Below are 24,555 nucleotides of genomic sequence, written 5' to 3'. Positions count from 1 at the left end.
TCTTGCACCTCGCCCTCCGGTACACTCCAGTCTGTTACCTGACCGTGCCGGTTTCATCCTGTATTCGTACATAAGCTCAATTCTCATTTTAATTCAAATCCCGTTGAACCAGCTTCTTCAGCGTCAAGCGACTAAACAGCCATAGTCCCGCTACGCCAGCCACCAGAGCAATCCACATGATCGGGGAAAGTAGCCCCCATGATTTACTTTCATCCAGTACAAGCCGTAATCCGTAACTGCCTGACATTCGAATCAGTAAGGACATGCCAATGGCGATTGGTACAAAAAGCGTACTGAGAAGCAAATATTTCTTGCCACTGTTCAGAAACTCTCCGTAAATATACAATCCTGTTACCACAAGTCCATAACCTGTACAGGTAAGGCTAAAGGCCAGATATTGATCCCATCGGAATCCTTCGGAATGAAGGTTAACCACATATAACGATCCGTAGAAAAAGATACCGTTGTAAGCAAACGCCATTAGAGACTGCTGTAACCTGGACCACATCACCGCTTGTTCAGGGATAGGAATTCTGCGATAGTAGGCCAGCATCTGCGTATAGGAATCCTCATGTATGTAACGGAAGGAGCGCCTGCAGAACATAAACCCTTGAAATGGCAACATAAGTAAAAAGAAGGCATCCACCACCGGATTAATGAAATCTGTCTGTTGTTGTCCTACTAACATCACACCGCTCATGCTGCCAGTGTATATCATGAATATTGCAGACCATAGCCATTGGAGCTTATCCTTACTCATCTGACTGCGGGTCAGCCACCACGCCTGCTTCCATTCGTTCATATGCCTGCCTGCCTTTCACCTGTCATTCACTCACTCATCTTGCTTACTGTGTTCACTGTGTTTACTGTATATATCAATATACACAGTATACAGACCGAATTCTCATCCCGTCAACCCTTAAATTTCCTGAATCAGGAAGACGGGATGGGACACAGTACGAATTTACGTTAAAATAAATTAAAGTCACGATTCAAAGAAAGGAAGGTTACAGCTATGGATTGGCTGGTAGAGATCGGATTTGTCCTCCTTTTCCTCATTGTCGTTATCTGGTTGGTCCTCCGGGATGAGCCTCATCGTCATTCTGCCAAAAAAGGGAGACATCGCATCCGTCGTAACAACGGTTATACCGACTCTGCTTCGGGATATCCGGTCATTACAGGAGATGACTCCTACGATCGACATTCCAGACACACACCGGATCACAAACATCATGAGTCGGATTCTTCATCAGACACACATTCTCATCACAACAGCGATAGTGGTAGCAGCAGCGACAGTGGTGGGGATAGTGGCGGCGGCGACAGTGGGGGTGGCGGGGATTAGGGGAATATACGAAATTCCCCAAGCACAAAAGAAGGGCTGTACCCGTTATTGTGTACACACACAATAACGGATACAGCCCTTTGCCGTTCTCTAGCACCTGTTTACAGAAGAGGTCTTACGATTAAATGAGGTTGTAGCCACTAGGCAGACTGCGATCCCTGCGGATTGCGCGAATCTGAGCCAGCGTTAACCGTTGATTGGTGGAGATCAGGGATTCCACATCATTGCCACGGATCAGATCATCCAAATCTCTCAAGTTGGTGTTGCCACGGAAGACACGGAATCCACCTTGAAAGTTAGGACGCGTAAACACAACCAGCGTTGCATTCGAACTTGTTGAGAAAAAGCGTAGGCTCTCCACCCCATCCAAAATATTGTCCAGGTTGCGGAGCCCCGTATTGCCACGATAAATGCGGCTTCTCCCTCTGTAGTTCTCTTCAGAATACACCGTGAGACGTGGATACGTTTGACTGACATTGACTGTTTTTTTCATTTACTTTCCCCCTCTCAAACTCATTCTATGAATGAATGAGAGAGGGAGCGTGGACGAATCGTCTACTAGATTCGTCTATTTTCATAGTTTCAGAAGGTCATAGTGACACACGCCCAAGTAGCCGGAGGTTATATCTATACTTTTATACGCCGAGGATAACTTCCCATACGGGACGTGTATGACCACCAGGATATAAGAGATATAGAAGAACATACACGACAACACCTGTTAGCGCTGATCCGAACCAGATCATGGACGTGAACTTGCCCCAGCGGCGATGTGTTCCGAACTTCTTTTTGAACCCCAGGACCAGTGTGGAGATGCCGAATATCGCTGCCACGGTAGCGAGGATAATATGAAAGATCAGAAATATCCGATAAAAGATCTCCAGATCCGGGTCCCCGCCCCAAGCCGTATTACCCACGAACACCGTTCGCGACATATAGATCACAAAGAAAATTAGAGCTGCAATCGCACCTGCTACCATGGCGGACTGATGAGCCTCACGTTTACCCCGAATAATCAGTACCCATCCAATCCCCACCAGTACTGCACTAATCACAATGAAAGAAGTACTGATCGTGGGTAGCCAAAAATACATATCCATCGTGTGTTCCCCCTCTTGTCAGAACATTGACTTAATTATTTGGCAGCCGGATTGAGCGGCCCCCCTGCGCCCCCTGCAGGATACGAATCATCATCATCTTCCTGCTTCTCTTTCCGATACCATTGGAAAAAGACATAAGCCAGCATGGAGGCAAAGATTCCTTCCTGAATAAACTTCATTACAATGCCACCAACCTGCTGATCTTCCTTCGCGGAAGACAGGAAGTTGAAGAACGCAGGCCCACCGAATGAGCGAAGTAACGCCGTAGAATCTCCAGACACACAATACCGCATGGCTTCAGCCCATACTGCCGGGTTGCTGTACGTCTGATACAACGGCTCGGACGCAAAAATAATCAATCCACACGCAGGCGTGAGCAGTACCATATTCAGAAAAATAAAACCAATCTTGGATAACCCCGACGCTTGTCTACCCTCTGGCAACGGATTCAGCAATGTCCACCACATGAGCATCGAGGTGATGAACAGTGCAATATAATACAACCGGTGAACGGTAAAATTCAGCATGACATAATCATGTACAATCGGTAGGTGATACAGCGAGAAAAGCCCGTTAAAGATCACAGCCGCAACGATCGGATGAGCCAGGAACGATAGCTGGCGCGTTGGCAACCAGCGTACGATTCTGCGCCATACCCAGATCGGCAAACCTTTCATCATCAGCGGCGGCGCTACCAGATAGGATAACGCCATACTCACCATGTGGAAGCTAAACATTACGTGACCAAGCAGATTAAATGGGCCAGCTTGAGCCAGATACAGGACAAACAGTCCTGTAATAAACATGATTTTCTGTGCAGCAGTCGCAGGTTCTGCATCCTTTATTGGCTCGCTTAACGGTCCCACAAGCACCAAATACGCCGCAGCAATGATCAGAAATAAAGCCAATATAAGCGGACTCCATAAGTCGTTGAAGCTAAAGTATTGCAACCCGAGCATACGGGAAACCTCCCCGTGACCTGATTTGGTTGTTGCCTTCATTACTTTGTGAAGATTCATTCGCCAAAAAGGGGAAAAGACGGCGGCAATGCGCCGCCGCCATCTCTTTTACCACCAGACCCAATAGAGTGCCATAATGATGCACGTAAAGGCTACGAAAAAACCAAAGGCCATGAATAGAATCGGCATCAAGTGCCCTTTGTCCTTCAAATGCATCCAATAACCCAATTGAACGAATACTTGAAGAATAGCCATGACGAGCAAAATAATAATGATAAAGGTTGTGTTGACCCCTCCGGCAGAAGCAGCCGCAAACGCAATCAGCGTGAGAATAATGGAGAAGATAAACACCACGACGTGTTTCTGTGGCCCTTCCGTCCGGTGACGGTGTTTCACAGGCTGTTGATCTGTCTTATCCTGTGCCGACATGTGCTACCCCACCTTTCCGAGCAGGTACACGACCGTAAAGATGAACACCCAGACCACGTCAATAAAGTGCCAGTACATTGCGGAGACGTATACTTTAGGTGCGGTTACGACCGTCAATCCTTTTTTGAACAGCTGACCGATAATGATCCCTATCCACACAATACCAAAAGCAACGTGGGCTCCGTGGAACCCGACGAGTGTATAGAATGCTGAACTGAATGCACTCGTGGTCATTCCAAACTCTTTATGTTTCACATACTCGTAGAACTCGTAAATTTCCAGTGCGAGAAATCCCATACCCAGTACTACCGTGATGCCAAGCCACAACGCCAGTGCATCTCGCTTGCCCTTATGCATGGCCTGAATCGCAAATACACTCGTCAAACTACTGACCAGGAGAATGAACGTTGCAGCGGCCACGAGTGGCAGGTGGAACAGTTCATTCGCCGTAGGTCCATCATTGGTTTGGCCACGAAGAGCCAGGAAGGTAGCAAAGAGTGTACCGAACAGTACCGTCTCGCCGCCAAGGAACAACCAGAAGGCGATAAGCTTGTTACGGCCTTCAAGCGTTGCTTTCTCCGGTTCATGCGGCAATTTGTTGTTCACCGGTTCGGCATGTGAGGTTGTCATGTTCTAGCCCCCTTCTCATCCTGATCCTCCGGTTCAATATGCCAGCCATGATCATCATAAAGTGAACGAAGTGCCATTGCGCCAAATGTGATTACGAGACCAATAATAACTACAATATAATTGTTGAAAATGACATTCATAAATGCATTACCAAATTCATCCTTGCTGAACATCAAGCCAAGTCCGGCGATAAAGATACCTACTGACATTACAAACGGCAACGGCGTTGCTGAAGGCATATGAATCGAACCTACAGGTTCTGCCGGTGTCATCTCCGTATGTCCTGCCATTTTTTCCTTCCAGTATGCATCAATTCCGCGTACCAGCGGCGTCTGCTTGAAATTATATTCCGGCGGCGGAGATGGAATAGACCATTCCAGTGTACGGCCATCTTCCCACGGATCGTTTGGCGCGCCAGCCGGTTTTCTCATTGTGATTACGATGTTCACGAGGAACATGATAACCCCAACACCCATTAGAAACGCACCGACGGAGCTGACCAGATTAAGCAGGTCAAAGTCCTGATTCGGCAAGTATGTAACGATCCGGCGCTGCATCCCCATCAGACCGAGGAAATGCTGTACAAAGAACGTTAATTGGAAACCGATCATAAACGTCCAGAACGTCCATTTGCCCAGTGTTTCACTCAGAATACGTCCGAACATCTTCGGCCACCAGTAATGCAGTCCCGAGAACAAGCCGAGCACCAGTCCCCCTACAATAACGTAGTGAAAGTGGGCTACAACAAAGTACGTATCATGGAACTGGAAATCCGCTGGAGCAGATGCCAGCATGACGCCTGTAACGCCACCCATAACGAAGGTTGGAACGAATCCAACAGCAAACAGATTTGCCGCTGTAAAGCGGATCTGTCCACCCCACATCGTAAAGAGCCAGTTAAAGATTTTGATCCCGGTAGGTACGGCAATCAACATCGTGGAGATGGAGAAAAGCGCGTTGGCTACATTACCCAGACCTGTTGTAAACATGTGATGCGCCCATACCATGAAGCCCAGGAAGGCAATCAGGATGGTGGCAAATACCATGGAGCTGTATCCAAACAACCGTTTACGCGAGAAGGTCGGAATAACCTCCGAGATAATCCCAAATGCGGGCAAAATCAGAATGTATACTTCCGGGTGCCCGAAGATCCAGAAGATGTGCTGCCAGAGTACGGGGTTACCGCCACCTGCGACATCGAAGAAATTCGCTCCCAGTATACGGTCAAACGTCAAAAGTACAAGCCCTACCGTGATGGCAGGAAAAGCAAAAAGGATAATGGCAGATGTAATAAATGTCGTCCATGTAAACATCGGCATCCGCATGTAGGACATGCCTGGAGCACGCATTGTAATAATCGTTGCGAGAAAGTTAATGCCCCCGATGAGCGTTCCCAGACCCGCGATCTGAAGGCCGATGGTGTAGAAATCCACACCGTGCGTTCCACTGTACTCACTGCCCGAAAGCGGCGTATATGAGGTCCAGCCCGCATCCGGTGCTCCGCCCATAACCCAGCTCAGGTTCAGCAACAATCCACCAAACAGGAATGTCCAGAAACCCAGCGCGTTAAGAAACGGGAAAGCAACGTCCCGTGCCCCGATCTGCAAAGGTACGACAGCATTCATAATGGCAAAAATAAGTGGCATGACACCAAGGAAAATCATCGTTGTTCCATGCATTGTAATCAATTCGTTGAAGACCTGTGCCGATACAAAATCATTCATAGGCTTCATCAGTTGAATCCGAATCAAAATGGCTTCAATGCCGCCGATTCCAAAGAAAAATCCACCCGCAACCAAATAGAGAATGGCGATTTTTTTGTGATCGACGGTGGTGATCCAATCCATCAAGCCCCTGTACCTCTTGACGCTATGCGCATGAGCCAAGGTTGTGTACCCCCTTCTTCGTCCTTGCTGTTCTATTCATAGTCCAATTTGTAGTTGGCCAGATATTCGGCAATTCCGTCGATTTCTTCATCCGTCAACCCAAGATCTTTGGGATTCGGCATAGTATTGCCCGGCTTCACGGATTGTGGATCATGGAGCCATTCTTTCATGTTATCCAGTACCGGACTACCTTCTTCCTGTCCCTCGCGAGAATTCAGCAAAATGCCTGCGACAGATTCCTTGCCGCCGATTCCCGTCAGGTTAGGTGCAACCGGTCCACCTTGATCACCAACAGCGTGGCAAGAAAGGCAGTTTGTTTTGAACTTTTCGGCCAATTGAGTGTCTTCAGGAAGGACTGCGGGTGCTTTCATCTGGTTCACCCATCTGTCAAACGATTCCTGACTCACTGCTTTTACCTTAAACTCCATGAAAGCATGCGATCTGCCACATAATTCGGCACATTTACCGCGGTAAACGCCTTCATTCGGTGCAGAGAAACTGAACTTGTTAAGTGTTCCATCCGGGTTTGTGTCCATTTTGCCCGCAAGTGACGGCACCCAGAAGGAGTGAAGCACGTCAGCGGTTTTTAATTCGAATGCGATTTTTGTTCCGGTCGGGATGATGAGATCTTGAGCGGTGGTTACGTCATATTGAGGATAAGTGAATTCCCACCAGTACTGATGTGAGGTGACTTGGACCTTAAGTGCGTTTTTGTCATTGGACAGATCTTCGCCTTGGGCAAAAATCGTTTGGACCGTCGGTACTGCCAGAACAATAACCAGCAATAACGGAATGGCTGTCCAGATTACTTCCAGCTTGAAATTACCTTCAACCTGTTCGGGCATCTCAGTCTGCCCGGCTCGTCTACGAAACCGGATCAGAACATAGGCCGCTATGGCAAATACAATGATGAGCACCACGATCATAATCGCGATGGATAACTTCATCAGATCATATTGGCCTTGCGCTACAGGACCCTGAGGTTTCATTACCGACAAGTCTTCCCGCCCGCATGCGGATAGCAGCAAAGAGAACACCGCCAGCAAGGGGAGAATTCGCTTTGCAACCTGCCACTGTTTCATCATTGATCTACCCCACTTTTTTACGTTTTCGTAGATTACCGTTGTCGTTCGGTAGAAAGGCAACAAAAGGTACGTTTCAGCACGATACGCATAATCCTCTTCATCATACAGAACGCTTACAAAAATAACGCTTCCAGTACTCCCGTGATTTCCTGCTCAGGGCATGTCTGCGCATTCTTCCAATTCATTCTATATGCTTCAATCACTTATTAAATATAAGTTGAGGGTATGATTTTGTCAATCTTTGGACACATGTTCACAAATTGTTCACTTTATGTAAAAAACCGCTCTACAACTTGATTTGCAAACGATTTCAGTTAAAAGTATTACACTCTACATTTGAAAATTTTTGCCAAATTTCGGTGATAAAACTCGATTTATTGGTGATTTTTCTCACATTGAAAACATGTGCTATTATGCAAAAGAAAGATCAGAATTTATGGAAAACCTCTTCCATATCCATTCAGAAGACATGCCTATCGCTCCATACCGCTATCTTCAAGCTCAAAACAGCATGGAGCATTTCGGAGAAAGTTCAACTCAAGTCCTCTTCTTCACTGACTTCATCTCACGTGCCATCGGTCAGAATCAAGGGGCCATTCCCAGTAATCGCAACCGTATGCTCATACTGGACCCCCCAGCTGCCATCTACCGTCCTTACCGTCCATCCATCTTCATCCCACACAACGGCCCCGGAACTGCCCTTTGTAAAGATTGGTTCAATCGTAATAACCATGCCCTCGGTGAGCATCGTGCCCGTTCTGCGTTTGCCATAAGGCAGAACATTTGGGGGTTCATGAATATATTGACCAATCCCATGACCAATGAGAGGCTTCACAATTCCGTACCGATACAATCTGGCTGTTCGTTCAATGGCACTTCCAATATCTCCGAGTGTATTCCCTGGAACTGCCTGGGCAATCGCCCGCTCAAGTGCCTTCTCCGTGCGTCTCATCAGCTTGCGAATGGATCTGCTTGTTTCACCAATTCCATATGTCCAGGCCGAGTCAGCAAGCCAGCCGTCTTTGTTCACCACCATATCGATGGTCACTACATCCCCGCTCGCCAGCTCCTCTTCCCCCGGAAATCCGTGGCAGACCACTTCATTAACAGAGGCACACGTCGCGTACGGATATCCTTTGTACCCTTTTTGCTCCGGTGTGGCTCCTCGTGCTGCCAGAAACTCTTCCACCCGCTCATTAATCTCTGCTGTCGTGATACCGGGGATCATCCACTGCTCAATATGCTGGTGACAACTTCGCAAAATCCGTCCAGCTTCCCGCATGTAGCCAATCTCTTCTTTGGTTTTCAAAATAGGGTCCACATGCATTCATCCTTCCCGCTGTAGGTGTACTCCCATATATATGCAGCAGGAACGCAAAAAAAACCGCCTGCCGGAGCTTATCGCCCGGGAGACGGTTCTATTCATTATCGGAACAGTATAATCAGAGTTGTGTGTTGTTTCAGGACACGGAAGAATCCATCTTGACAAGCTCATGCTCAACCACAGAAGTCAATTCTTCCTCGTATCCACCCGTAATCCGGTATTTTCTCACGTACTCCTTCACGAATTTTTTTGGATCTTTAGGACGGAAAATCCGAGTCATTTCCCTCAAACTTTCTTTGACCTCATTGTGACCTTTCGTTGCCATTGTAATTCCCTCCCAAAACGTTGAAAGTGAATGCTCCGTTTAGAGAATGCCGAATAAGTCTTAAATGCCATCCATGAAGTTGTGTGCGCGGCTTAAAGCAAGCTTTAGGTCGGGAACCTCGCTAGAAAGCAAGTACCTGACACTATAAATACCCGATATGATTCGGAATGAATCATAATCTTATTGTAGCATATTCGGAAGTATCTTACGACTTGACGATTTCCTCTAATAAATATAACGGTTTTCATGCCCAAAAAGTTTAATTCCGAATCATATGTTATGAATGCCGCCATTCTATACGGAATTAATATATCCAGCATAACACTGAACTATTCGGGGGATATTATCACGGACAACCCATACAGTTAAATTACTGGTATCCAAAGGAGGCGTCGTCTCATGGACCGCAAAGAACAAGATATGCTGCCCCTTTCGCATGAAAAGGTGGAAGTAGACGGAGTTTACATCAATGAAGCCGGACGTGAGGAACATCTGCACCGGGGGCAACATTTCCCGGCCGATCCCGTTCTTGGCAAGTCGGAATGGAAACTGACCGAATATGCATATGATAATCACCACGAAGGACGAACCGATGAGCGGTTGGTTCCCAAAGAAAACGACACCGATAAAATTGGCAAGATTACAAACCCTCGCAGACAGATCGAGGGCGGATAACGATTTCGTTCGTGTAACGTATTATTCGTAAACGACAATAGGGGCAGAGCAAGCTGTACAATGGCTTGCTCTGCCCCTGTTTGCTTTTTCCTATGTGTTGCATCCCCATCCGTTCACAGGCAAATAAATTCATCGGTTCAGTTCTGTCCATCTCTCTCATAACCTAGTTAAAAAGGTCAAAGGAGGCTGGACCGGATGTCCCCCATGAAATCGTCTAGCGGTCTGGATGAAAATATTGCCGGTATGCTTTGTTATCTGTTTACCTTTGTAGGTGGGATTGTCTTCCTCGCTGTGGAGAAGCGGAGCCGGTTCGTGTTATTTCATGCGCTGCAATCTGTAACGGTCTTTGGCATCATTATGGTCGGGCATGTATTATCGGCTTTCCTTCCGTTGTTTGGACCACTGGTGGCATCGCTGTTATCCCTGCTTGGTGTAGTGGTCTGGCTTATTATGGTCGTTACCAGCCTGCAGGGGAAATGGTTGAAGCTGCCGTGGGTTGGCGATTTTGCAGAGAAACAGATGCGTCATCTGTAATTTGAGGAAGACATGATTCAAAAGAAAAGACGATCCATCCCCTTTCAAACGGGGTTTGGATCGTCTTTTGATTATATGTCCCACTTCAACGGATCTTCGGTGTTTCACATATAAAGAGGGCTTGTTCATGCGCTTGAACATTCATAGCATAAACGATGTATGTCATAAACCATTCATGCTGTATATCTTCATGATTAATCTGATTCATTATTCATCTTGTGAATCGTCTATCTATAACAGTTAACATAACAATCCTGCTGGATAATAATCCTGGCCTAATTCGGCTAATTAAGCTGACTTGCCCGTCTCTCCAAGGATGGCATCTGCCTGTTGTTCAGCCATTTTGGTGGCTGTTTCCTTGGTACCCAGACCATTAAACAGCAGGTTCATGAAGATCGCTGTGAAGCTGCCTGCAATGATACCATTACCGAGCATAATCTGAGCCCAGGCCGGTGCACCTGCGAACAACTCAGGTACAACGGTAACCCCAAGCCCCATACCTACAGAACAAGCGATGACAAACAGATTCTCATGTCGGTTCAGATCGACCTGACTGCCGATAATCCGAATGCCTGATGATACCACCATGCCGAACAAGGCCACCATCGCTCCGCCAAGTACTGCCCCTGGAACGAGCTGTGCAAGGGCTGCAATTTTTGGTACAAATCCAATGACCACAAGGATTCCACCAGCCACCACAATGACATCACGTGTCTTCACACGTGTCATCTGTACCAGTCCTACATTTTGCGAATACGTTGTATACGGGAACGAGTTAAAAATACCACCCAACACAATGGCCAGACCCTCTGCGCGATAACCGCGCGCCAGATCCTTGGACGACAGGTCCTTGTCCAGTATTTTGCCCAGAGCCATAAATACACCTGTGGACTCGGCCACGCTGACAATCGCCACCAGAATCATCGTCAGAATCGGTACAATCTCAAATGTCGGTGTACCGAAGTAAAACGGCTGAACAACGTGGAACCAACTTGCATCACGAATAGGAGCAAAATTAACCTCACCCATGAACCCTGCTGCCACCGTACCTACCAGCAGACCAATCAGTACCGAGATGGAACGGATAAATCCAGTTGTGAAACGAGTCATCAGAATGATAAACAGAAGCACGCCGAAACCGAGTAACAAGTTCACTCCGCTGCCAAAATCTTCTGACCCCTGACCGCCGCCCAGATCGTGGAAAGCAACCGGAATCAAGGTCAAACCGATGATCGTAACCACCGAACCCGTAACCACGGGTGGAAAGAGCCGAATAAGCTTCCCAAAGATTCCGGAGAAGATCAATACGAACAGCCCTGAGGCAATAATTGCTCCGTAAATGGCAGATACCCCACTGTTCATCCCGATTAGGATCATCGGAGACACGGCCTGGAATGCACAACCGAGCATGACAGGCAGCCCTACGCCGAAATATTTATTTCCCCATACCTGAAGCAGTGTAGCCACACCACATGCGAGCAAGTCAATGGCAATGAGATAGGTTAGTTGTTCCTGTGTAAAGCCCAATGCGTTACTGACGATCAATGGGACAACGACGGCTCCTGCATACATAGCAAGCACATGCTGTAGTCCGAGGGAGAACGTTTTGATTGGATGCCGATGCCGTTGAAAGATACGTTCGCGTGCCATATTAGTTCGTGCCCTCCTCGTCCGCAAATGTAACCTGTCCATCCGACAGTGCCCCGATGCGAACCAGCGATTCCACACGGTATCCTGCTTCTTTCAGCAAGCGACCTCCCGGCTGGAATGCTTTTTCAATAACAATACCGATACCCACCACTTCGGCTCCAACTTGCTCCACAATGCGAGCCAGACCAAATGCTGCTTCACCATTCGCCAGAAAATCATCAATGATCAGCACGCGATCACCAGGCTTCATGAATTTCTTGGCAACGGTGATTTCATTGGTCTCCTGCTTCGTGAAGGAGTAGACCTTCTCCACCAGAATGTCTTCCGTCAGTGTGAGCGACTTCTGCTTCCGTGCAAAGATCAGCGGTACGTTCAGCTCCAAAGCGGTCATGATGCCTGGTGCAATCCCTGACGACTCAATTGTCAGCACACGTGTGATATTCTCACCTTCAAAGCGGCGAATGAATTCCTTGCCCACTTCCTTCATCAGAACCGGGTCCATCTGGTGGTTCAGGAATGAATCCACTTTGAGTACTTGCTCGGACAGGACGATGCCTTCCTGTCTTACCTTGTCTTTTAACAATTGCATTGTAATTCTTCCCCCTGAATGCCCTCCGCACAGAAGCTCACACGCTCTTCCAATCGCATGGTAAAAAAGCAAAAAGCCCGCCTTTTCACACGCTGCGGAATAACCGGAGACGGGAAAGACGGACTTGTACGTATATGGACAAGCCGTATGGATGCTGCAAGTGTACTGGATGGACAGAATGACAGGATATAACTCCTGACGTGAGAAACTCCAAACAGTGTGATCAGAAACAGATAGAAATTACTTGAACCTGCTCTTCAGTCAAACTGCCTGAGAATAATCTCATGCCAACCATACAAAACATTGCAACATCTTTCCCGTAGTCCGATCATTCCGGTGATCGGGTAGAGACATGCAGGCCTATTCCTGCACATATACGAGTAACGGCATATTTAATTTTTTGGCTCCATGATTCGTTACAATGTATGATCGCGAACCTGAATGTAAAAGGTTAAACATAACTGACAATGTTAGAAGTATACCGAATCGGCGGCGTGAAATAAAGAAGTATTTTCATGGAAGTTGCGGAAACTTGTCTTAATTTGCAAACAGGGGGTGATTGGAATCTATTTTTTATGTACAATATGAGAACGGAAGCGCGGATCTGAACGGAGAATGGATGGAAACGCGACCTATATTTTGAATTGAATGATCAAAGGAGATATGCAAACATGAAAGGCGTACTTAAAGAATTCAAGGAATTTGCCGTCCGCGGCAACGTCATCGATCTGGCGGTCGGTGTCATTATTGGGGCTGCTTTTGGTAAAATCGTCACGTCCCTTGTGAATGATATCATTATGCCTCCAGTTGGAAAACTGCTTGGAGGGGTTGATTTCAGCCAGAAGATTTTCAATCTGGATTGGGATATGAAAACCGCCAGCGGGCAGGAAATCAAGACATTAGCACAAGCCAACGAAGCTGGCGCAACCGTAATTGCTTACGGGCAGTTCATCAACGTCATGATTGATTTTATTATCGTTGCGTTCTGTATCTTCATGCTTGTGAAGGGCATCAACTATATCAAAAGCAAAGAACACAAAAAGCCCGAGCCGCAAAAAACGACCAAGGCTTGCAAGTATTGCCTATCGGAAATTCCAGCCGCGGCTACCCGCTGCTCACACTGTACTTCAGAGCTCGAAGCTGAAGGCACCGGCGCTCTAGCATAATCACAATGAACGTTTAAAGACGCACCGAGTTGAATTACGGATATAAATCCTGATGCGGGGGACAACCTCTTACTTGCTAGGGTGTATGTATGAAAAGCCATATGGGCTTCATTAACAATGGTTGCGCAGCTTAAAGGTTTGATGGTTCCACCGTAAAGGTGGGGCCTTTTTTTGTGCCTAACATACATGTGTTACACGTGCTCCCCCGTGAATGTCATTTGCAGCCATGCTCATGAACTAGAACCGGCGTGGCAGCAAATGCTCCAGGATCGACTTCAGATCCTTATCTTCCTTGTAAACTTCTTCCCCGGTATCCAGTTCTGTCACGCGAATATATTCAAAGTTTGCCGAAGCATCCACTGGCTTGAACAACAATTGGGCCTCATCTTCCAAACGTACATTAAATCCCATATCCTTAAACATGCTGCTTAACTGACTGTTAGCCGGTTCCTGACCTTGCCCTACAAATATAAGTCCTCTAAGACTTTTACGTTCCTGAGGTTGCGGATAAATCACCTGAAAGTGTACAATGCATTCCATACGATCGTTCCCCTTTCGTTTAAAACATACTTTGTGAAATTTTGAACTTTAAAATCTGCTATATAAGGAGATACGTTTCATGACACCAGAACGTTTCGACATTTATGACGATAAGCAAAATTGGATCGGCACTTCACTACGCAGCGAGGTCCATGCCAAAGGATATTGGCACCGTTCATTCCACTGCTGGATTGTGCGTGACAAAGGCGAGCAACGACGGGTTCTTTTTCAGCGGCGGCGTGATATTAAGGATACCTTCCCCGGATGTTACGACATTACAGCAGCAGGCCATCTTACCGCAGGTGAACAACTGCAAGACGCCAGTCGTGAGCTGGAGGAAGAACTGGGTGTTTATACTCCATTCGAGGCATTAACCTATCTACTCACGGCTACACAGCAGCTCCAAGGAGAGGTCCGTGGTGTCCCATTCATAGATCGGGAATTCAGCGCCGTCTATGGACTATGTCTGAACCAGCCGCTCGAAGCCTACGTTCTGCAGCCCAGCGAGGTGGATAGCCTGTATGAAGTGCCGCTGGATGATCTACTCGCTTTGTTTCGTAATGAGATAGACGTCATTCAAGCTACTGGAGTTCAGACCCACCCGTTAAGCGATCAGGCAGCTTATAAACCTGAGCGTGTCGTTCGCGAGATTCGGGCAACGGAATTTGTACCCCATGGTACAGCTTATTATATCGATGTGCTGGAAGCTCTGTATCACGTGCCCAAAGAGTGATCATGTACGATCCAGTTCAACCCGATCCAGTTCAATCGAATGTTCATAGCTTCATTTTCTCAAAAATAGCATAACTTCATACCTTTACTATCGACTTGACTGGAAACAGATGCTGTGACGAACATCACTGTCATATCTCAAACCAGCACAAACAGGCGTCTGCCTCCGGGCAGCGCCTGCTTTATGTACACACGTATTCGTTTCATCAAGATATACCTTTGTGCTGGCATGTTCACTCCATCAGAGATAAATTAGTCGCCGATCTGTCTAGCTCTGGTCACCTTCTCCTGAAGGAGAAGACCAATAACGCGCAGAGAGTTCTTCGTACCGGTGCCCATAGCGGGACTCCAGTTCCTCCCCCATATCCTGTTCCAGTTCGTACAACACCAGCTCTTGAGCAAAATGATTCAGCAGCAGTCCAGTCATCACCGGATGCTCCGTCACCACTGCCTGTGTGGCGCATGATTCACCGCGCATGCCTAACATGCACCAGCGGCGATCCACCACCAGGGAAAATTTCCGACCATTACCTGTGCCATACAAAGGTAGTCCCGGCCAAGGGACAGGCTGATCAAGCATACCTTCGCCACCATCACACGACCATAACAGCCGCACACCCCGAGCTTCAGCCTGCTGTAAGTCATTACGTAGCAACTCTGCCTCTTCACGCCAAACGTCTACAACAATCTCATGCTGAGCCTCGGCCAATTCACGGCTCAGATTCTCAAACACATTTTTGTCCCCTTCGACGTTATAGAAGACCGGCTTCTCCGGTTCACTCTTGGGCATGCTGCTCTGGACATAATCCAGCGAGGTACGCATTTGATCGGAGATCATACGTGTCATCTCCTCTGGCTTCAGCACACTATACTTCGCCGGCTCCCCCGGACTACACCGCAAGAACCCACGCTGTTCCAGCCGTTGCAGGGTCGCATATACATTGGAACGGGACACGCCCAGCCGCTTCGCAACCTCATATCCTGAGGCTGATCCCTGACGGGCGAGTTCCACCATAATTTTAGATTCCATCTCGGTAAACCCGAGATGACGCAAATGATGCAGCAGTTGGTCCATATTCCCGTCCCCCCATGCTGTCAGCAACCCGCACTGCCTCACAATGATGCAGCAGTGCTTCTACTGCATCAGATCTGTTCAGCACCACAACGCGGGCACCACTTCGAACCTTTGGGCAGCTCGGCTGCACAAATCTGACAATTCACCATTTCACGTGATACTTCGGTCTGTACGTCCACCGTGTTCACGATCGGGTTGTTTTCTTTCCAGTAGCGGATGCGTTCGTCCAGTTCTTGCTGACGCTCACGTTCCCGTTGCATCTCTTCATCTCTGCGACGTTCCCACTCTGCATCGAACGCTTCCTTTTCTTCCTGGGTAAATTCCGTACTGTTATATTCTGATTCTGTCTCCAGATCCGCTATGGACGGAATGACCGTGTGATACGGCTCATCTTCCTCCAGTTCCAATTCAGGTGGCGCATCGTAGAAGTCCGGCTCTGGAGTTTGGGTCTGAGCTACAGCTGCCTCCTGTCTCGCGGCTGTGGTGGCTCCTGCGACTCCTGCAGCTCCTACTGTAGGTGCTGGCGTCTTGAGTTCACCCAACTTGCGTCCGCATTTAGGGCAGAAGTTGGCATCCAGGGAAGCGACGTGTCCACACTCGCACAACCGTTCGTTCTTGAGTTGTGCAATCTTGTTGCGCAGACCATCAATCTCGTCCTGCAATTCGTCGCAGAGCTGCGACAGATCCACCATTTCTTTTTCCGCACGCGTCATATCCTGTGCCCGATAACCCTCATAGAAGATGCGACCCATATCTGTAAAATGGACTTCCTGTTCCTGTTGCAAGCCCACAATCTGGTTGTTCAGTTTCCCAATCTCAACGGCGTGCTGGGCACGCTCTGTTGCTTTGTTCGCTCCGTCTTTGATGCGCTGAAGCAGTTTCATGACCATTCCTCCTCTGTCCCGTCAAAACCAATATTATCATTTCAAATTTTAGAGGTTATTCAAAAAGTCCGCTTTTGATTACGAAGGATGCCAGTGGCATCCTCAGCATCGAATATGGGATTCAGCCGAATAAGAGGTACTGAAAACCAGACTTTTTGAACACATACTTGTAGTAAATTAGCATATTACATCTTTCATGCAAAATGCTCAGGCATATAACTTATACGATATCATGCCAAAAAGTTGCGTAATCTCGTGCAGGTGCCCGTTTTATACCGATACTGGATGAAATCGGGGGCTTTCGTCAAGACCATATGTTCGGGTATAATGAAGCTTTGACCATACTTAACCGCCTGATTAGGCAACTAACTCTATCATACCAATTTACAATGCGATTGTGAAAAGGGCAAATGGTTTACTTTTAACCGGGATATTCCTATCCCTGAATGCATACAGAGGTGGATGAAACATGTTAAGTCCGAACTCAACGTTCTACCCCCGTCCGCTCGGGGTTACCCCGGCGGCGTCCCTGCCCCAGTCCCCGTCTGCTCCGCTGGAGACCAGTCGGCAACTCGTGGGTAATGAGCAACAGGATGCCTTTTATTTTCGTTCTCTGGAAGAGGCAGGCATCAAGTTAAACGCACCACAAATCTCGGCAGTCCGTCACGGCAGAGGACCGATTCTGACGCTCGCCGGAGCCGGTTGTGGCAAAACAACTGTGCTGGCTGCAAGAGCTGGCTACCTCATAGAAGTCAGCGGCGTACATGCTGGCAGTATCCTACTGGTGACGTTCACGAACAAGGCCGCCACCGAGATGAAAGACCGGATCGCGGCTTTGCCAGGTATACGCCCGGCAGCCGCGAGAGCCGTGCAGGCTCGTACCTTTCACTCTTTTGCCCTGACATTATTGCGTCATTACGGTGTGCAGGAAGAGATCTTTGGCGAGTCGCGGGCTCAGCATACGGTTCTGAAGATGCTTCTTCGCCAAAATGGCATGAGTGAAGCCTTCCAGCCTGAAAGTCTGCTGGCCATGCTGTCCGCATGGAAGATGCAAGGATCGGAAACAACCGACCTGCCTGAAAAATCGCAGGAAGAACGCGATGCCAAGCGTGTTCTGCTAGGTTACGAAGCCTGGAAACAGGATCGGGGCAAAATGGATTTTGATGATATTTTACTGCGGGCAGCCGCCCTGCTTCGTGACCCTGCTGTTCTGGGGCCGCTTCAGAAGCGTTTTCAGTACATTATGGTCGATGAGTTTCAGGATACCAACCACCTACAGTATGAAATTGTGCAAAAACTGGCTTCCGCTCACCGCAACCTGATGGTTGTGGGAGACGATGACCAGACGATCTATACCTTTAATGGCGCACGCCAGGAATCGATTTTGGAATTCGATAAAGTATACCCCGGTGCACGCATTGTGACGCTGGATATCAATTATCGTAGTGATGCACGCATTCTGGGACTCGGAAGTGAACTGGTCGCCCGTAATAAACGCAGACGTGACAAACGGCTGCGTGCCGCCGGAAACCGCGGCGATGCGCCCCGTTTCGCCACACCATCCAATGCGGAGGAAGAAGCGGCATGGGTCGTAAACCAGCTGTGTCAACAGGTTGAAGAAGGACAACACACCTATCGTGATATTGCGATTCTTCACCGGACAGCAAGCAGCAGCCGGGCTGTATTCGAGCAGCTTGTGTTGAAAGATGTACCTTTTGTACAGCATGGTGCTTCTCCGGTGTTCTATGACCAGTCTCTCATCAGACCCCTGATGGATCATCTGCGTCTGTCCCTTGATCCACGTGCCATGGATGCTCTCCCCAGTGCATTGGGACCGCTCTATGTATCACGGGATGCAGGGCTGGAGTGGATTCAGCGCTGTGAACAACAACAGGCGAAGAAATATCCGCTCATTCATCTGGTGAAATGGGACAAGCTGAAACCGTTCCAGCAGGAACAGGTCAAGGAACGCATCAAGCTGATCAAATCACTGCACAAACTAAAACCCATCATCGCCATTCAGGAGATGCGCAGGCAGTTCTACGACAAGTATATGGAAAGTGGTGATCCCAGCATCTTCACCCATTATAAGGAAACGATGCTGGAAACCCTGGATGAATTTGAAGCTGCCGTCAAAAAATTCGAAACCGTGGAAGAGTTCATCCAATTCGCGGATGAGCTCTCCCGCAGACACCGTGAGATGGAATCTCTGCGCCGTGCACAGGACAGTGACGCAGTGCAACTGATGACCATTCACCGGGCCAAAGGACTGGAGTTCCCTTGTGTGTACTGGATCGGAGCCAGTGAAGGCATTGTGCCCCACAGTACCGCACTACGCCAGGATATCCCCGAGGATCAGAAAGCTGCGCTTGCTGTGCAACAGACAGACGCCGAACTGGACATGGCACTGGAGGAAGAACGCAGGCTCGCCTACGTTGCCATCACACGGGCCAAGCAGTACTTGTACGTTACCTCACCGGCGAGCCATCACGGAAAGCCAGCGGATGTGTCCCGCTTCCTGCTTGAAGCCTTCGGCATGGAAGTTCCGGACAAACGTAAACCTCGTGAGGAGAGCCGGACGAGCGGCCAGACTTCATATGGGAAAGGTAATGGACAGTATGCTCGCTCGTCTCTCTCGGGTGCACGTTCCGAAGGTCGGGATGTGGCACAGCGCCGAGCCATCAGTCACAGTGACCGTCGTGACTTCGAGGTCCACAACGAACGTGATGAGGATCGCCTCGGTGAACGGCGTGGCAGTGGTGAAATTCGCAATCATAAGGCATTCAGCACCACAGGCATAAGTCCGACAGCTGCGAGTTCCTCCAGTTCACAGTCGCACACTTCAGGTTCAGGTAATGCTGAACGTACGGAGACCGTTGCGGTCTGGAAGTGCAGTTCATCCACCTGTAAAGCGTGGCTAAGACAGAAGCCAGCTGTGCCTTCTAAAGCAACCAAGAAGGCATCATCAGGCCCTCCCGCCTGTCCCCTGTGTTCAGGATCGATGGAGGCCGGTACCCGCCAGGTGCCCGTAACGGGGAGATTTGGGAAATAAACGAAACGGGATACCGTTATAGCTCGTTTCAGGGCGCTTTTTGCTGTTTATTAACAGTAGAAGCGTCTTTTTTCCATTTCAGAATGGGGGTTGGATTATGCAGGACGGCAAACAACAGCTGTATGTATCGGTAACACATAATCTTATTGAGCAAACAAAGAACGAATCTACACCCTTTGAGGTGTTGGTGGATGACGAACAGTTGGGCCGATTAAAAGATCTGATGAAGGTGCTGGAGGATGACGATGCCTATACATTGCAACGGGCTCCCGTACCCTACAAATCAGCAGACCACGATGAGGCAACAGAGCAATTTTCAGATGGCATGACCTTGCTGTATACCTTTCTGTATGACCATGGCACGCCGGATACCCGGCAGGCAATTGAGAGCATGAACGTGCTTCCAAGGCTGCAGGATACGGATTACGATGACCCTGGGTACGAGAATTCACCACTGAATAAATGACCTGATGCCAAAAAGCATGCGTAACCGCAGATCACGCGGAAGACGCATGCTTTTTAATATGATGAAGGACAACTGCCATGTAAAATGAACTCAATCCAGACGAATCTCCTGCCCTTTCTCAGCGGATTCGTAGATTCCGCACAACATGCGCGTGGAAGCCACACCATCCGCAATTGGGCTGATCGGCTCTGTACCGTTCAGACAACAATCCACAAAGTGGTCAATCTGGTTCTGGAATGCACTATGAATATGGAGACCCGTATTGTCCGTCTGGGGTTCAATATTCAGGATGGTATTATTTTTCTCCGTGACGATCAGTGTCTCCGGCTCCAGTTCGAACCCACCACGCTCGCCGTATAATTTCACAGAAGATTCATCTCCGCGTGCATGCAGGGTAAAGCTCACATCTACCGCCAGCGAAGCCCCGTTTTCAAACCGAATAAGTGCATTCGCCATATCTTCCACGTCATTCACAGCTGCGCTGTAGTCGGCTGCTTTGTAAAAAGAAAGATGTTCGATATGGGCACGATTGCCCAACTTCCGATACGTATTACCACTGACCGAAACAGGTTTCGGCCTACCCATGAGGTACCAACATTGGTCGATAATATGTACGCCGAGATCAATCAGGGGGCCGCCGCCGGAACGGCTTTTGTCAGCAAACCAACCGCCTGGATTGCCATGACGCCGCAGAATGGAAGCTTTGGCATAATACAGTTCACCAAACTCCCCGGCATCAATGAATCTGCGCATCATCTGCATATTGTTATCATATCGACGCACAAATCCAACGATAAAGGTACGGCCACTCTTCTTAACCGCTTCTTCAATCCGGAGCGCATCTTCCACATTGGTTGCGACCGGTTTCTCAAGCAATACATGCTTGCCTGCCTCCAGTGCAGCAATGGCAAATTCCGCATGTGTATTATTCCAGGTACAGATACTGACAGCATCCACATGCGGGTCCTCCAGCATCTCCCGATAATCAGTGTATACGGATTGAGCATCATACTTCTGCGCAGCAGCTTTAGCCCGCTCTTCGTTCAGATCACAGATGGCATAGATGACGGCATCCTCGTTTTTGGCATAACACCTCATATGAAGATCCGAAATTGATCCTGTACCGATCATTCCGATGTGTAACATTTGTTTCGTGCTCATCATCGTCCTCCCTTCCTTTTCCACAACTTCCACAACATCATTATCGTCTAGTCTGCCCGCAGCATGCCTTCGTAAATACCCGGCGTTGAATTTTCAATCTTCACGGCACCCAGCGTCCGGGCATAGAAATCCACAGGTCCCGCTGATCCGATAATCGCATACCCGTAACCGTCCGCCTTCATCGCATGCATACAGGCCAGTAACAGGGCTGTGCCTACACCTTTGCCCCGTGCATCCTGGCTCACACCTGTCGGTCCGAAGAAGTTGCGACACGTCGCTTCGTAACAGGCAAATCCAATCATTTTCCCATGTTCAACCGCAATATAACAGGACACCGGCTGACGCGCAAAAGCGACCTCACATTCATCCACCCAAGCCTGACTAAAATGTGACCTCACCCAATCCAGTACAAGCTGTTTCTCTGGGGCAATGGCTCTTCGAATCACAATGGAGGATTCCTCCAACGCTCTCAGTCCACTCTCTTGCTCCGGTAAACGATAGAGCGCTACCAACATATCACTCATCTAATCCGTTCCTCCTCGTACTTGAATGTGAAATAGGACAAAGGTTTGGTCACTTACCTGAAATTAACCTGATCCTGCTGCGGATAACCTGCAATACAAGCGATATTTCTAATTTAAAATAATCTACCGCTTACATTCATTGCATTTCAACTGCAACACTTAGACGATTTGTCCCGTCTATTAACTTGAAGCGCGGCCCTAAGGAAGATTTTACCGCGTCAGTACACAGATTAGAAGGGATGAATATTGATGAACAACAACATGAAAAAAGTAAGTGCACTGATGGCCCTATCCATGGCATTGGGTGGTGGAGCCGCTTATGCAGCAACACTGGACAACACACAACCAGTCCATCAAACATCCGTTTCAGCAGATAGTAACGCAGTGAGTGTAGTAAACGTATCCGTGAATGGTGCAACCATTTCTGATGGTTATTGGAACAAAGATGGCAAAGTAGCCATGATCCCGCTGCGTGATCTTACCGACGCACTGGGTATTGAACTGGAATGGAATAAAGAAACTAAAACTGCAGAGCTGACTCGTGGTGCTCTCTGGACACAGGTAATCACAGGCAAGGATCAATATTCCGTAAATAAAATGCTGCTCACGCTGGGTACAGCGCCCGAAATCACAGGCGGCAAATTGTATGTACCGGTTTCTTTTGCAGAAAAAGCACTGCATGGACAAGTGAACACAACAGGAAATCAGGTGACGATCACCAGTGAAGAGGACGTGAAGACGGTTACTGAACGTGGTGTAATTACCAGAATCTCGAACCAAGATAAATATAAGTCCATCCAGATTGGCGGTGCAGGTACGGATGGTATTGTGCTCAATCTGAGCGATGAGACGAAATTCATCTCAGTTGAAGGGAAAGAGATTGCACTGACTGATCTGGCCATTGGCATGAACGTGGAAGCTGAACATTCCCTGATTACCACCCGCAGTCTGCCACCACAAACGCCGACTTACAAAGTCACTGTACTGGATGACGCTGCGGAATCACAATTGAAAGACGTTCTGGGGACAGCGGGTACGATTGAAAATGTAACAACAGCTGAAGGCAGCATCTCACAGATTGAGATTACAGGTACACGCTTAACAGAAACAGCTCCTGACCATGTCGTGCTGAACATTGCTAAAGACACGATGATCGTGAACCACGAAGGTGAAACGGTGAAAGCCGAAGAACTGACCAAAGGCGCTAAAGTCATTGGGTTCTACAGCCCTGTGTTGACACGCAGCCTGCCTCCGATCGGAACAGCTTGGAAAGTGTTTGTTGAAACACCTGCAGCAGAGCTGGAAGCGAAATAATACGGTTAGAAAAACGTCTGGCTGAAACACATGTTATATGTTGTTGCAGACGACCGTGTGCATCGCTTAGCACGGGGTTATGAGTGTGTAGCATCATAATGACCAGCCATCCGCATGTAGCTCCTGGCGCGCGGTGTAATGAGTTTGGCGCATCAAGAGCTCAGCCGTGCGGCCAGGCGGCGAAGTCAATTCAAAATAACCTTACCCGCTTGTCTTCTGACAAGCACGGGTAAGGTTATTTTTTGGTTTGTTGGTTTTTGGTTTTTGGTTTTTGGTTTTTGGTTTTTGGTTTTTGGTTTTTGGTTTTTGGTTTTTGGTTTTTGGTTTTTGGTTTTTGGTTTTTAGTTTTTAGTTTTTAGTTTTTTAGATCGTGTCTTCAAACTTGCTCAAAGCGAAGCGTACCTGAAACTTGTCCGGAGCAGACACGTGCGATGTGCGCTGCATACGAAATACGTTGCATACTGAATGTAAGAGCAAGCGGAGTTAACGCTAACGAATCTGAGGCGTCTTATTCAAGGATTTGAAGCACCCGCAGAAATCTAAGGAATCTCAGGCACGCTATGTTTGAATAAATAGCTGTTTACAGCATTTTTATCAGAGGAATTCGGGAAATAACGTGTCTGATGTTCCTTACATTTTAGAAAGAGGACCTGATGGCCAAATAAGACGTCCTGTGTTCCTTAGATATCTTCCGGATAACGGTCAGAATCAATCGGCTTGGACTTCATCTTCAACAATCGCTTCCACTTCAATCTCAACCATCAACAAGGGATCAATGAGTGCACTAACTTCAACCATGGTGGCTACAGGCTGGATCTGTCCAAAAAATTCACCGTGCGCCTTGCCAACTTCCTCCCATCTGGAGATATCGGTCACAAACATCCGGGTTCTCACCACATGCGACATGTCAGCCCCCAGTTCTTTCAGTGCATTCTCGATCGTCTGCAAAACGAACCTTGTCTGTGCATACGGATCACCCGCCCCAACAACTACACCATCTTGCATCGCGGTTGTACCCGCCACTTCAATTCGGTTCCCTACACGGATGGCACGGCAATATCCCACCAATGGTTCCCATGGGGAGCCCGTAAATACCTGCTGTCTGCTCAT

Annotated in this window: 27 protein-coding genes and 1 riboswitch; of the genes, 9 read left to right on the top strand and 18 right to left on the bottom strand. The window is 48.3% G+C overall.

Annotated features, from left to right (window positions below; translation table 11 throughout):
• Window positions 1-88 precede the first annotated feature (88 nt).
• Window positions 89-802 carry a hypothetical protein gene (locus BLS69_RS27535; RefSeq protein ID WP_091038344.1) on the bottom strand — a complete coding sequence of 238 codons (714 nt, stop codon included), beginning with the start codon at window positions 800-802 and terminating at the stop codon, window positions 89-91.
• A 213-nt stretch (window positions 803-1,015) separates the two neighbouring features.
• Here BLS69_RS27535 and BLS69_RS27530 point away from each other — a divergent pair, with 213 nt between their 5' ends.
• Window positions 1,016-1,345, top strand: coding sequence for a hypothetical protein (locus BLS69_RS27530; RefSeq protein WP_091038343.1), 330 nt, complete (start codon window positions 1,016-1,018; stop codon window positions 1,343-1,345).
• Between the two features lie 121 nt (window positions 1,346-1,466).
• On the opposite strand, the gene BLS69_RS27525 is transcribed toward BLS69_RS27530, so the two are convergent.
• From BLS69_RS27525 to BLS69_RS27485, 9 genes are all read right to left on the bottom strand, one after another.
• Window positions 1,467-1,838: a hypothetical protein gene (locus tag BLS69_RS27525; RefSeq protein ID WP_091038341.1), complete on the bottom strand. Its 372-nt coding sequence runs from the start codon at window positions 1,836-1,838 to the stop codon at window positions 1,467-1,469.
• A 142-nt stretch (window positions 1,839-1,980) separates the two neighbouring features.
• A complete protein-coding gene (locus BLS69_RS27520; RefSeq protein ID WP_036613174.1) occupies window positions 1,981-2,445 on the bottom strand; it encodes a DUF420 domain-containing protein in 465 nt (154 codons plus the stop codon).
• A gap of 35 nt (window positions 2,446-2,480) precedes the next feature.
• Complete coding sequence (ctaG, locus tag BLS69_RS27515) at window positions 2,481-3,404, bottom strand: cytochrome c oxidase assembly factor CtaG (RefSeq protein ID WP_091038339.1); 924 nt, start codon at window positions 3,402-3,404, stop codon at window positions 2,481-2,483.
• A 108-nt stretch (window positions 3,405-3,512) separates the two neighbouring features.
• Window positions 3,513-3,833, bottom strand: a complete 321-nt coding sequence (locus BLS69_RS27510) for a cytochrome C oxidase subunit IV family protein (RefSeq protein WP_036613178.1) — start codon at window positions 3,831-3,833, stop codon at window positions 3,513-3,515.
• Window positions 3,834-3,836: 3 nt separating this feature from the next.
• Window positions 3,837-4,463 carry a cytochrome c oxidase subunit 3 gene (locus BLS69_RS27505; RefSeq protein ID WP_091038337.1) on the bottom strand — a complete coding sequence of 209 codons (627 nt, stop codon included), beginning with the start codon at window positions 4,461-4,463 and terminating at the stop codon, window positions 3,837-3,839.
• Window positions 4,460-6,310: a cytochrome c oxidase subunit I gene (gene ctaD / locus BLS69_RS27500; protein WP_371129104.1), complete on the bottom strand. Its 1,851-nt coding sequence runs from the start codon at window positions 6,308-6,310 to the stop codon at window positions 4,460-4,462. Before ctaD ends, BLS69_RS27505 begins: the two co-directional genes overlap by 4 nt.
• A 71-nt stretch (window positions 6,311-6,381) precedes the next feature.
• Window positions 6,382-7,434, bottom strand: a complete 1,053-nt coding sequence (coxB, locus tag BLS69_RS27495; protein WP_047840266.1) for a cytochrome c oxidase subunit II — start codon at window positions 7,432-7,434, stop codon at window positions 6,382-6,384.
• A 565-nt stretch (window positions 7,435-7,999) separates the two neighbouring features.
• Entirely contained in the window at window positions 8,000-8,761 is a 762-nt protein-coding gene (gene map, locus BLS69_RS27490; RefSeq protein WP_091038334.1) for a type I methionyl aminopeptidase, read from the bottom strand.
• Between the two features lie 133 nt (window positions 8,762-8,894).
• On the bottom strand, window positions 8,895-9,083 hold the full coding sequence (locus BLS69_RS27485) for a hypothetical protein (RefSeq protein WP_017690840.1): 189 nt from the start codon (window positions 9,081-9,083) through the stop codon (window positions 8,895-8,897).
• Between the two features lie 399 nt (window positions 9,084-9,482).
• Here BLS69_RS27485 and BLS69_RS27480 point away from each other — a divergent pair, with 399 nt between their 5' ends.
• The gene (locus BLS69_RS27480) at window positions 9,483-9,758 is read left to right on the top strand and encodes a transposase (RefSeq protein ID WP_091038332.1); all 276 of its coding nucleotides are present in this window, start codon (window positions 9,483-9,485) and stop codon (window positions 9,756-9,758) included.
• A 195-nt stretch (window positions 9,759-9,953) separates the two neighbouring features.
• Window positions 9,954-10,292: a DUF4870 domain-containing protein gene (locus BLS69_RS27475; RefSeq protein WP_062837331.1), complete on the top strand. Its 339-nt coding sequence runs from the start codon at window positions 9,954-9,956 to the stop codon at window positions 10,290-10,292.
• 288 nt (window positions 10,293-10,580) lie between these two features.
• Here BLS69_RS27475 and BLS69_RS27470 read toward each other — a convergent pair whose 3' ends face one another.
• Both BLS69_RS27470 and BLS69_RS27465 read right to left on the bottom strand, forming a co-directional pair.
• Window positions 10,581-11,942, bottom strand: coding sequence for a nucleobase:cation symporter-2 family protein (locus BLS69_RS27470; RefSeq protein WP_091038330.1), 1,362 nt, complete (start codon window positions 11,940-11,942; stop codon window positions 10,581-10,583).
• Between the two features lies 1 nt (window position 11,943).
• The gene (locus BLS69_RS27465) at window positions 11,944-12,531 is read right to left on the bottom strand and encodes a xanthine phosphoribosyltransferase (RefSeq protein ID WP_036613196.1); all 588 of its coding nucleotides are present in this window, start codon (window positions 12,529-12,531) and stop codon (window positions 11,944-11,946) included.
• Between the two features lie 300 nt (window positions 12,532-12,831).
• Window positions 12,832-12,931, bottom strand: a riboswitch (purine riboswitch).
• A 271-nt stretch (window positions 12,932-13,202) separates the two neighbouring features.
• Here BLS69_RS27465 and mscL point away from each other — a divergent pair.
• Window positions 13,203-13,697 (top strand): large conductance mechanosensitive channel protein MscL, encoded by a 495-nt coding sequence (gene mscL, locus BLS69_RS27460; protein WP_091038329.1) that lies wholly within the window; start codon window positions 13,203-13,205, stop codon window positions 13,695-13,697.
• 237 nt (window positions 13,698-13,934) lie between these two features.
• On the opposite strand, the gene BLS69_RS27455 is transcribed toward mscL, so the two are convergent.
• Window positions 13,935-14,237, bottom strand: coding sequence for a hypothetical protein (locus BLS69_RS27455; RefSeq protein ID WP_017690846.1), 303 nt, complete (start codon window positions 14,235-14,237; stop codon window positions 13,935-13,937).
• Window positions 14,238-14,316: 79 nt separating this feature from the next.
• Between BLS69_RS27455 and BLS69_RS27450 the strand changes: the two genes are divergently transcribed.
• Window positions 14,317-14,970 carry an NUDIX hydrolase gene (locus tag BLS69_RS27450; RefSeq protein ID WP_091038327.1) on the top strand — a complete coding sequence of 218 codons (654 nt, stop codon included), beginning with the start codon at window positions 14,317-14,319 and terminating at the stop codon, window positions 14,968-14,970.
• A gap of 267 nt (window positions 14,971-15,237) precedes the next feature.
• On the opposite strand, the gene BLS69_RS27445 is transcribed toward BLS69_RS27450, so the two are convergent.
• Window positions 15,238-16,044, bottom strand: a complete 807-nt coding sequence (locus tag BLS69_RS27445; protein WP_091038325.1) for a TrmB family transcriptional regulator — start codon at window positions 16,042-16,044, stop codon at window positions 15,238-15,240.
• A 68-nt stretch (window positions 16,045-16,112) separates the two neighbouring features.
• Window positions 16,113-16,928 carry a zinc ribbon domain-containing protein gene (locus BLS69_RS27440; protein WP_091038323.1) on the bottom strand — a complete coding sequence of 272 codons (816 nt, stop codon included), beginning with the start codon at window positions 16,926-16,928 and terminating at the stop codon, window positions 16,113-16,115.
• 469 nt (window positions 16,929-17,397) lie between these two features.
• Here BLS69_RS27440 and BLS69_RS27435 point away from each other — a divergent pair, with 469 nt between their 5' ends.
• Window positions 17,398-19,980, top strand: coding sequence for a UvrD-helicase domain-containing protein (locus BLS69_RS27435; RefSeq protein WP_091038321.1), 2,583 nt, complete (start codon window positions 17,398-17,400; stop codon window positions 19,978-19,980).
• Window positions 19,981-20,077: 97 nt separating this feature from the next.
• Window positions 20,078-20,446 carry a hypothetical protein gene (locus BLS69_RS27430; protein WP_091038319.1) on the top strand — a complete coding sequence of 123 codons (369 nt, stop codon included), beginning with the start codon at window positions 20,078-20,080 and terminating at the stop codon, window positions 20,444-20,446.
• Between the two features lie 90 nt (window positions 20,447-20,536).
• Here the strand turns inward: BLS69_RS27430 and BLS69_RS27425 are convergent, their stop codons facing one another.
• Window positions 20,537-21,607 (bottom strand): Gfo/Idh/MocA family protein, encoded by a 1,071-nt coding sequence (locus BLS69_RS27425; protein WP_047840275.1) that lies wholly within the window; start codon window positions 21,605-21,607, stop codon window positions 20,537-20,539.
• Window positions 21,608-21,654: 47 nt separating this feature from the next.
• The gene (locus tag BLS69_RS27420) at window positions 21,655-22,131 is read right to left on the bottom strand and encodes a GNAT family N-acetyltransferase (protein ID WP_017690853.1); all 477 of its coding nucleotides are present in this window, start codon (window positions 22,129-22,131) and stop codon (window positions 21,655-21,657) included.
• A gap of 249 nt (window positions 22,132-22,380) precedes the next feature.
• Here BLS69_RS27420 and BLS69_RS27415 point away from each other — a divergent pair, with 249 nt between their 5' ends.
• Both BLS69_RS27415 and BLS69_RS32345 read left to right on the top strand, forming a co-directional pair.
• The gene (locus BLS69_RS27415) at window positions 22,381-23,445 is read left to right on the top strand and encodes a copper amine oxidase N-terminal domain-containing protein (RefSeq protein ID WP_091038318.1); all 1,065 of its coding nucleotides are present in this window, start codon (window positions 22,381-22,383) and stop codon (window positions 23,443-23,445) included.
• Window positions 23,446-23,583: 138 nt separating this feature from the next.
• Window positions 23,584-23,790, top strand: coding sequence for a hypothetical protein (locus BLS69_RS32345; RefSeq protein WP_176873079.1), 207 nt, complete (start codon window positions 23,584-23,586; stop codon window positions 23,788-23,790).
• A 363-nt stretch (window positions 23,791-24,153) separates the two neighbouring features.
• On the opposite strand, the gene BLS69_RS27410 is transcribed toward BLS69_RS32345, so the two are convergent.
• Window positions 24,154-24,555: a RidA family protein gene (locus BLS69_RS27410; RefSeq protein WP_091038316.1), complete on the bottom strand. Its 402-nt coding sequence runs from the start codon at window positions 24,553-24,555 to the stop codon at window positions 24,154-24,156.

Source organism: Paenibacillus sp. CF095 (genome assembly GCF_900101225.1).
Taxonomy (GTDB): domain Bacteria; phylum Bacillota; class Bacilli; order Paenibacillales; family Paenibacillaceae; genus Paenibacillus.
The sequence above is the reverse complement of the archived record's forward strand: the minus strand, read 5'-3'. Positions and strand labels throughout refer to the sequence as shown.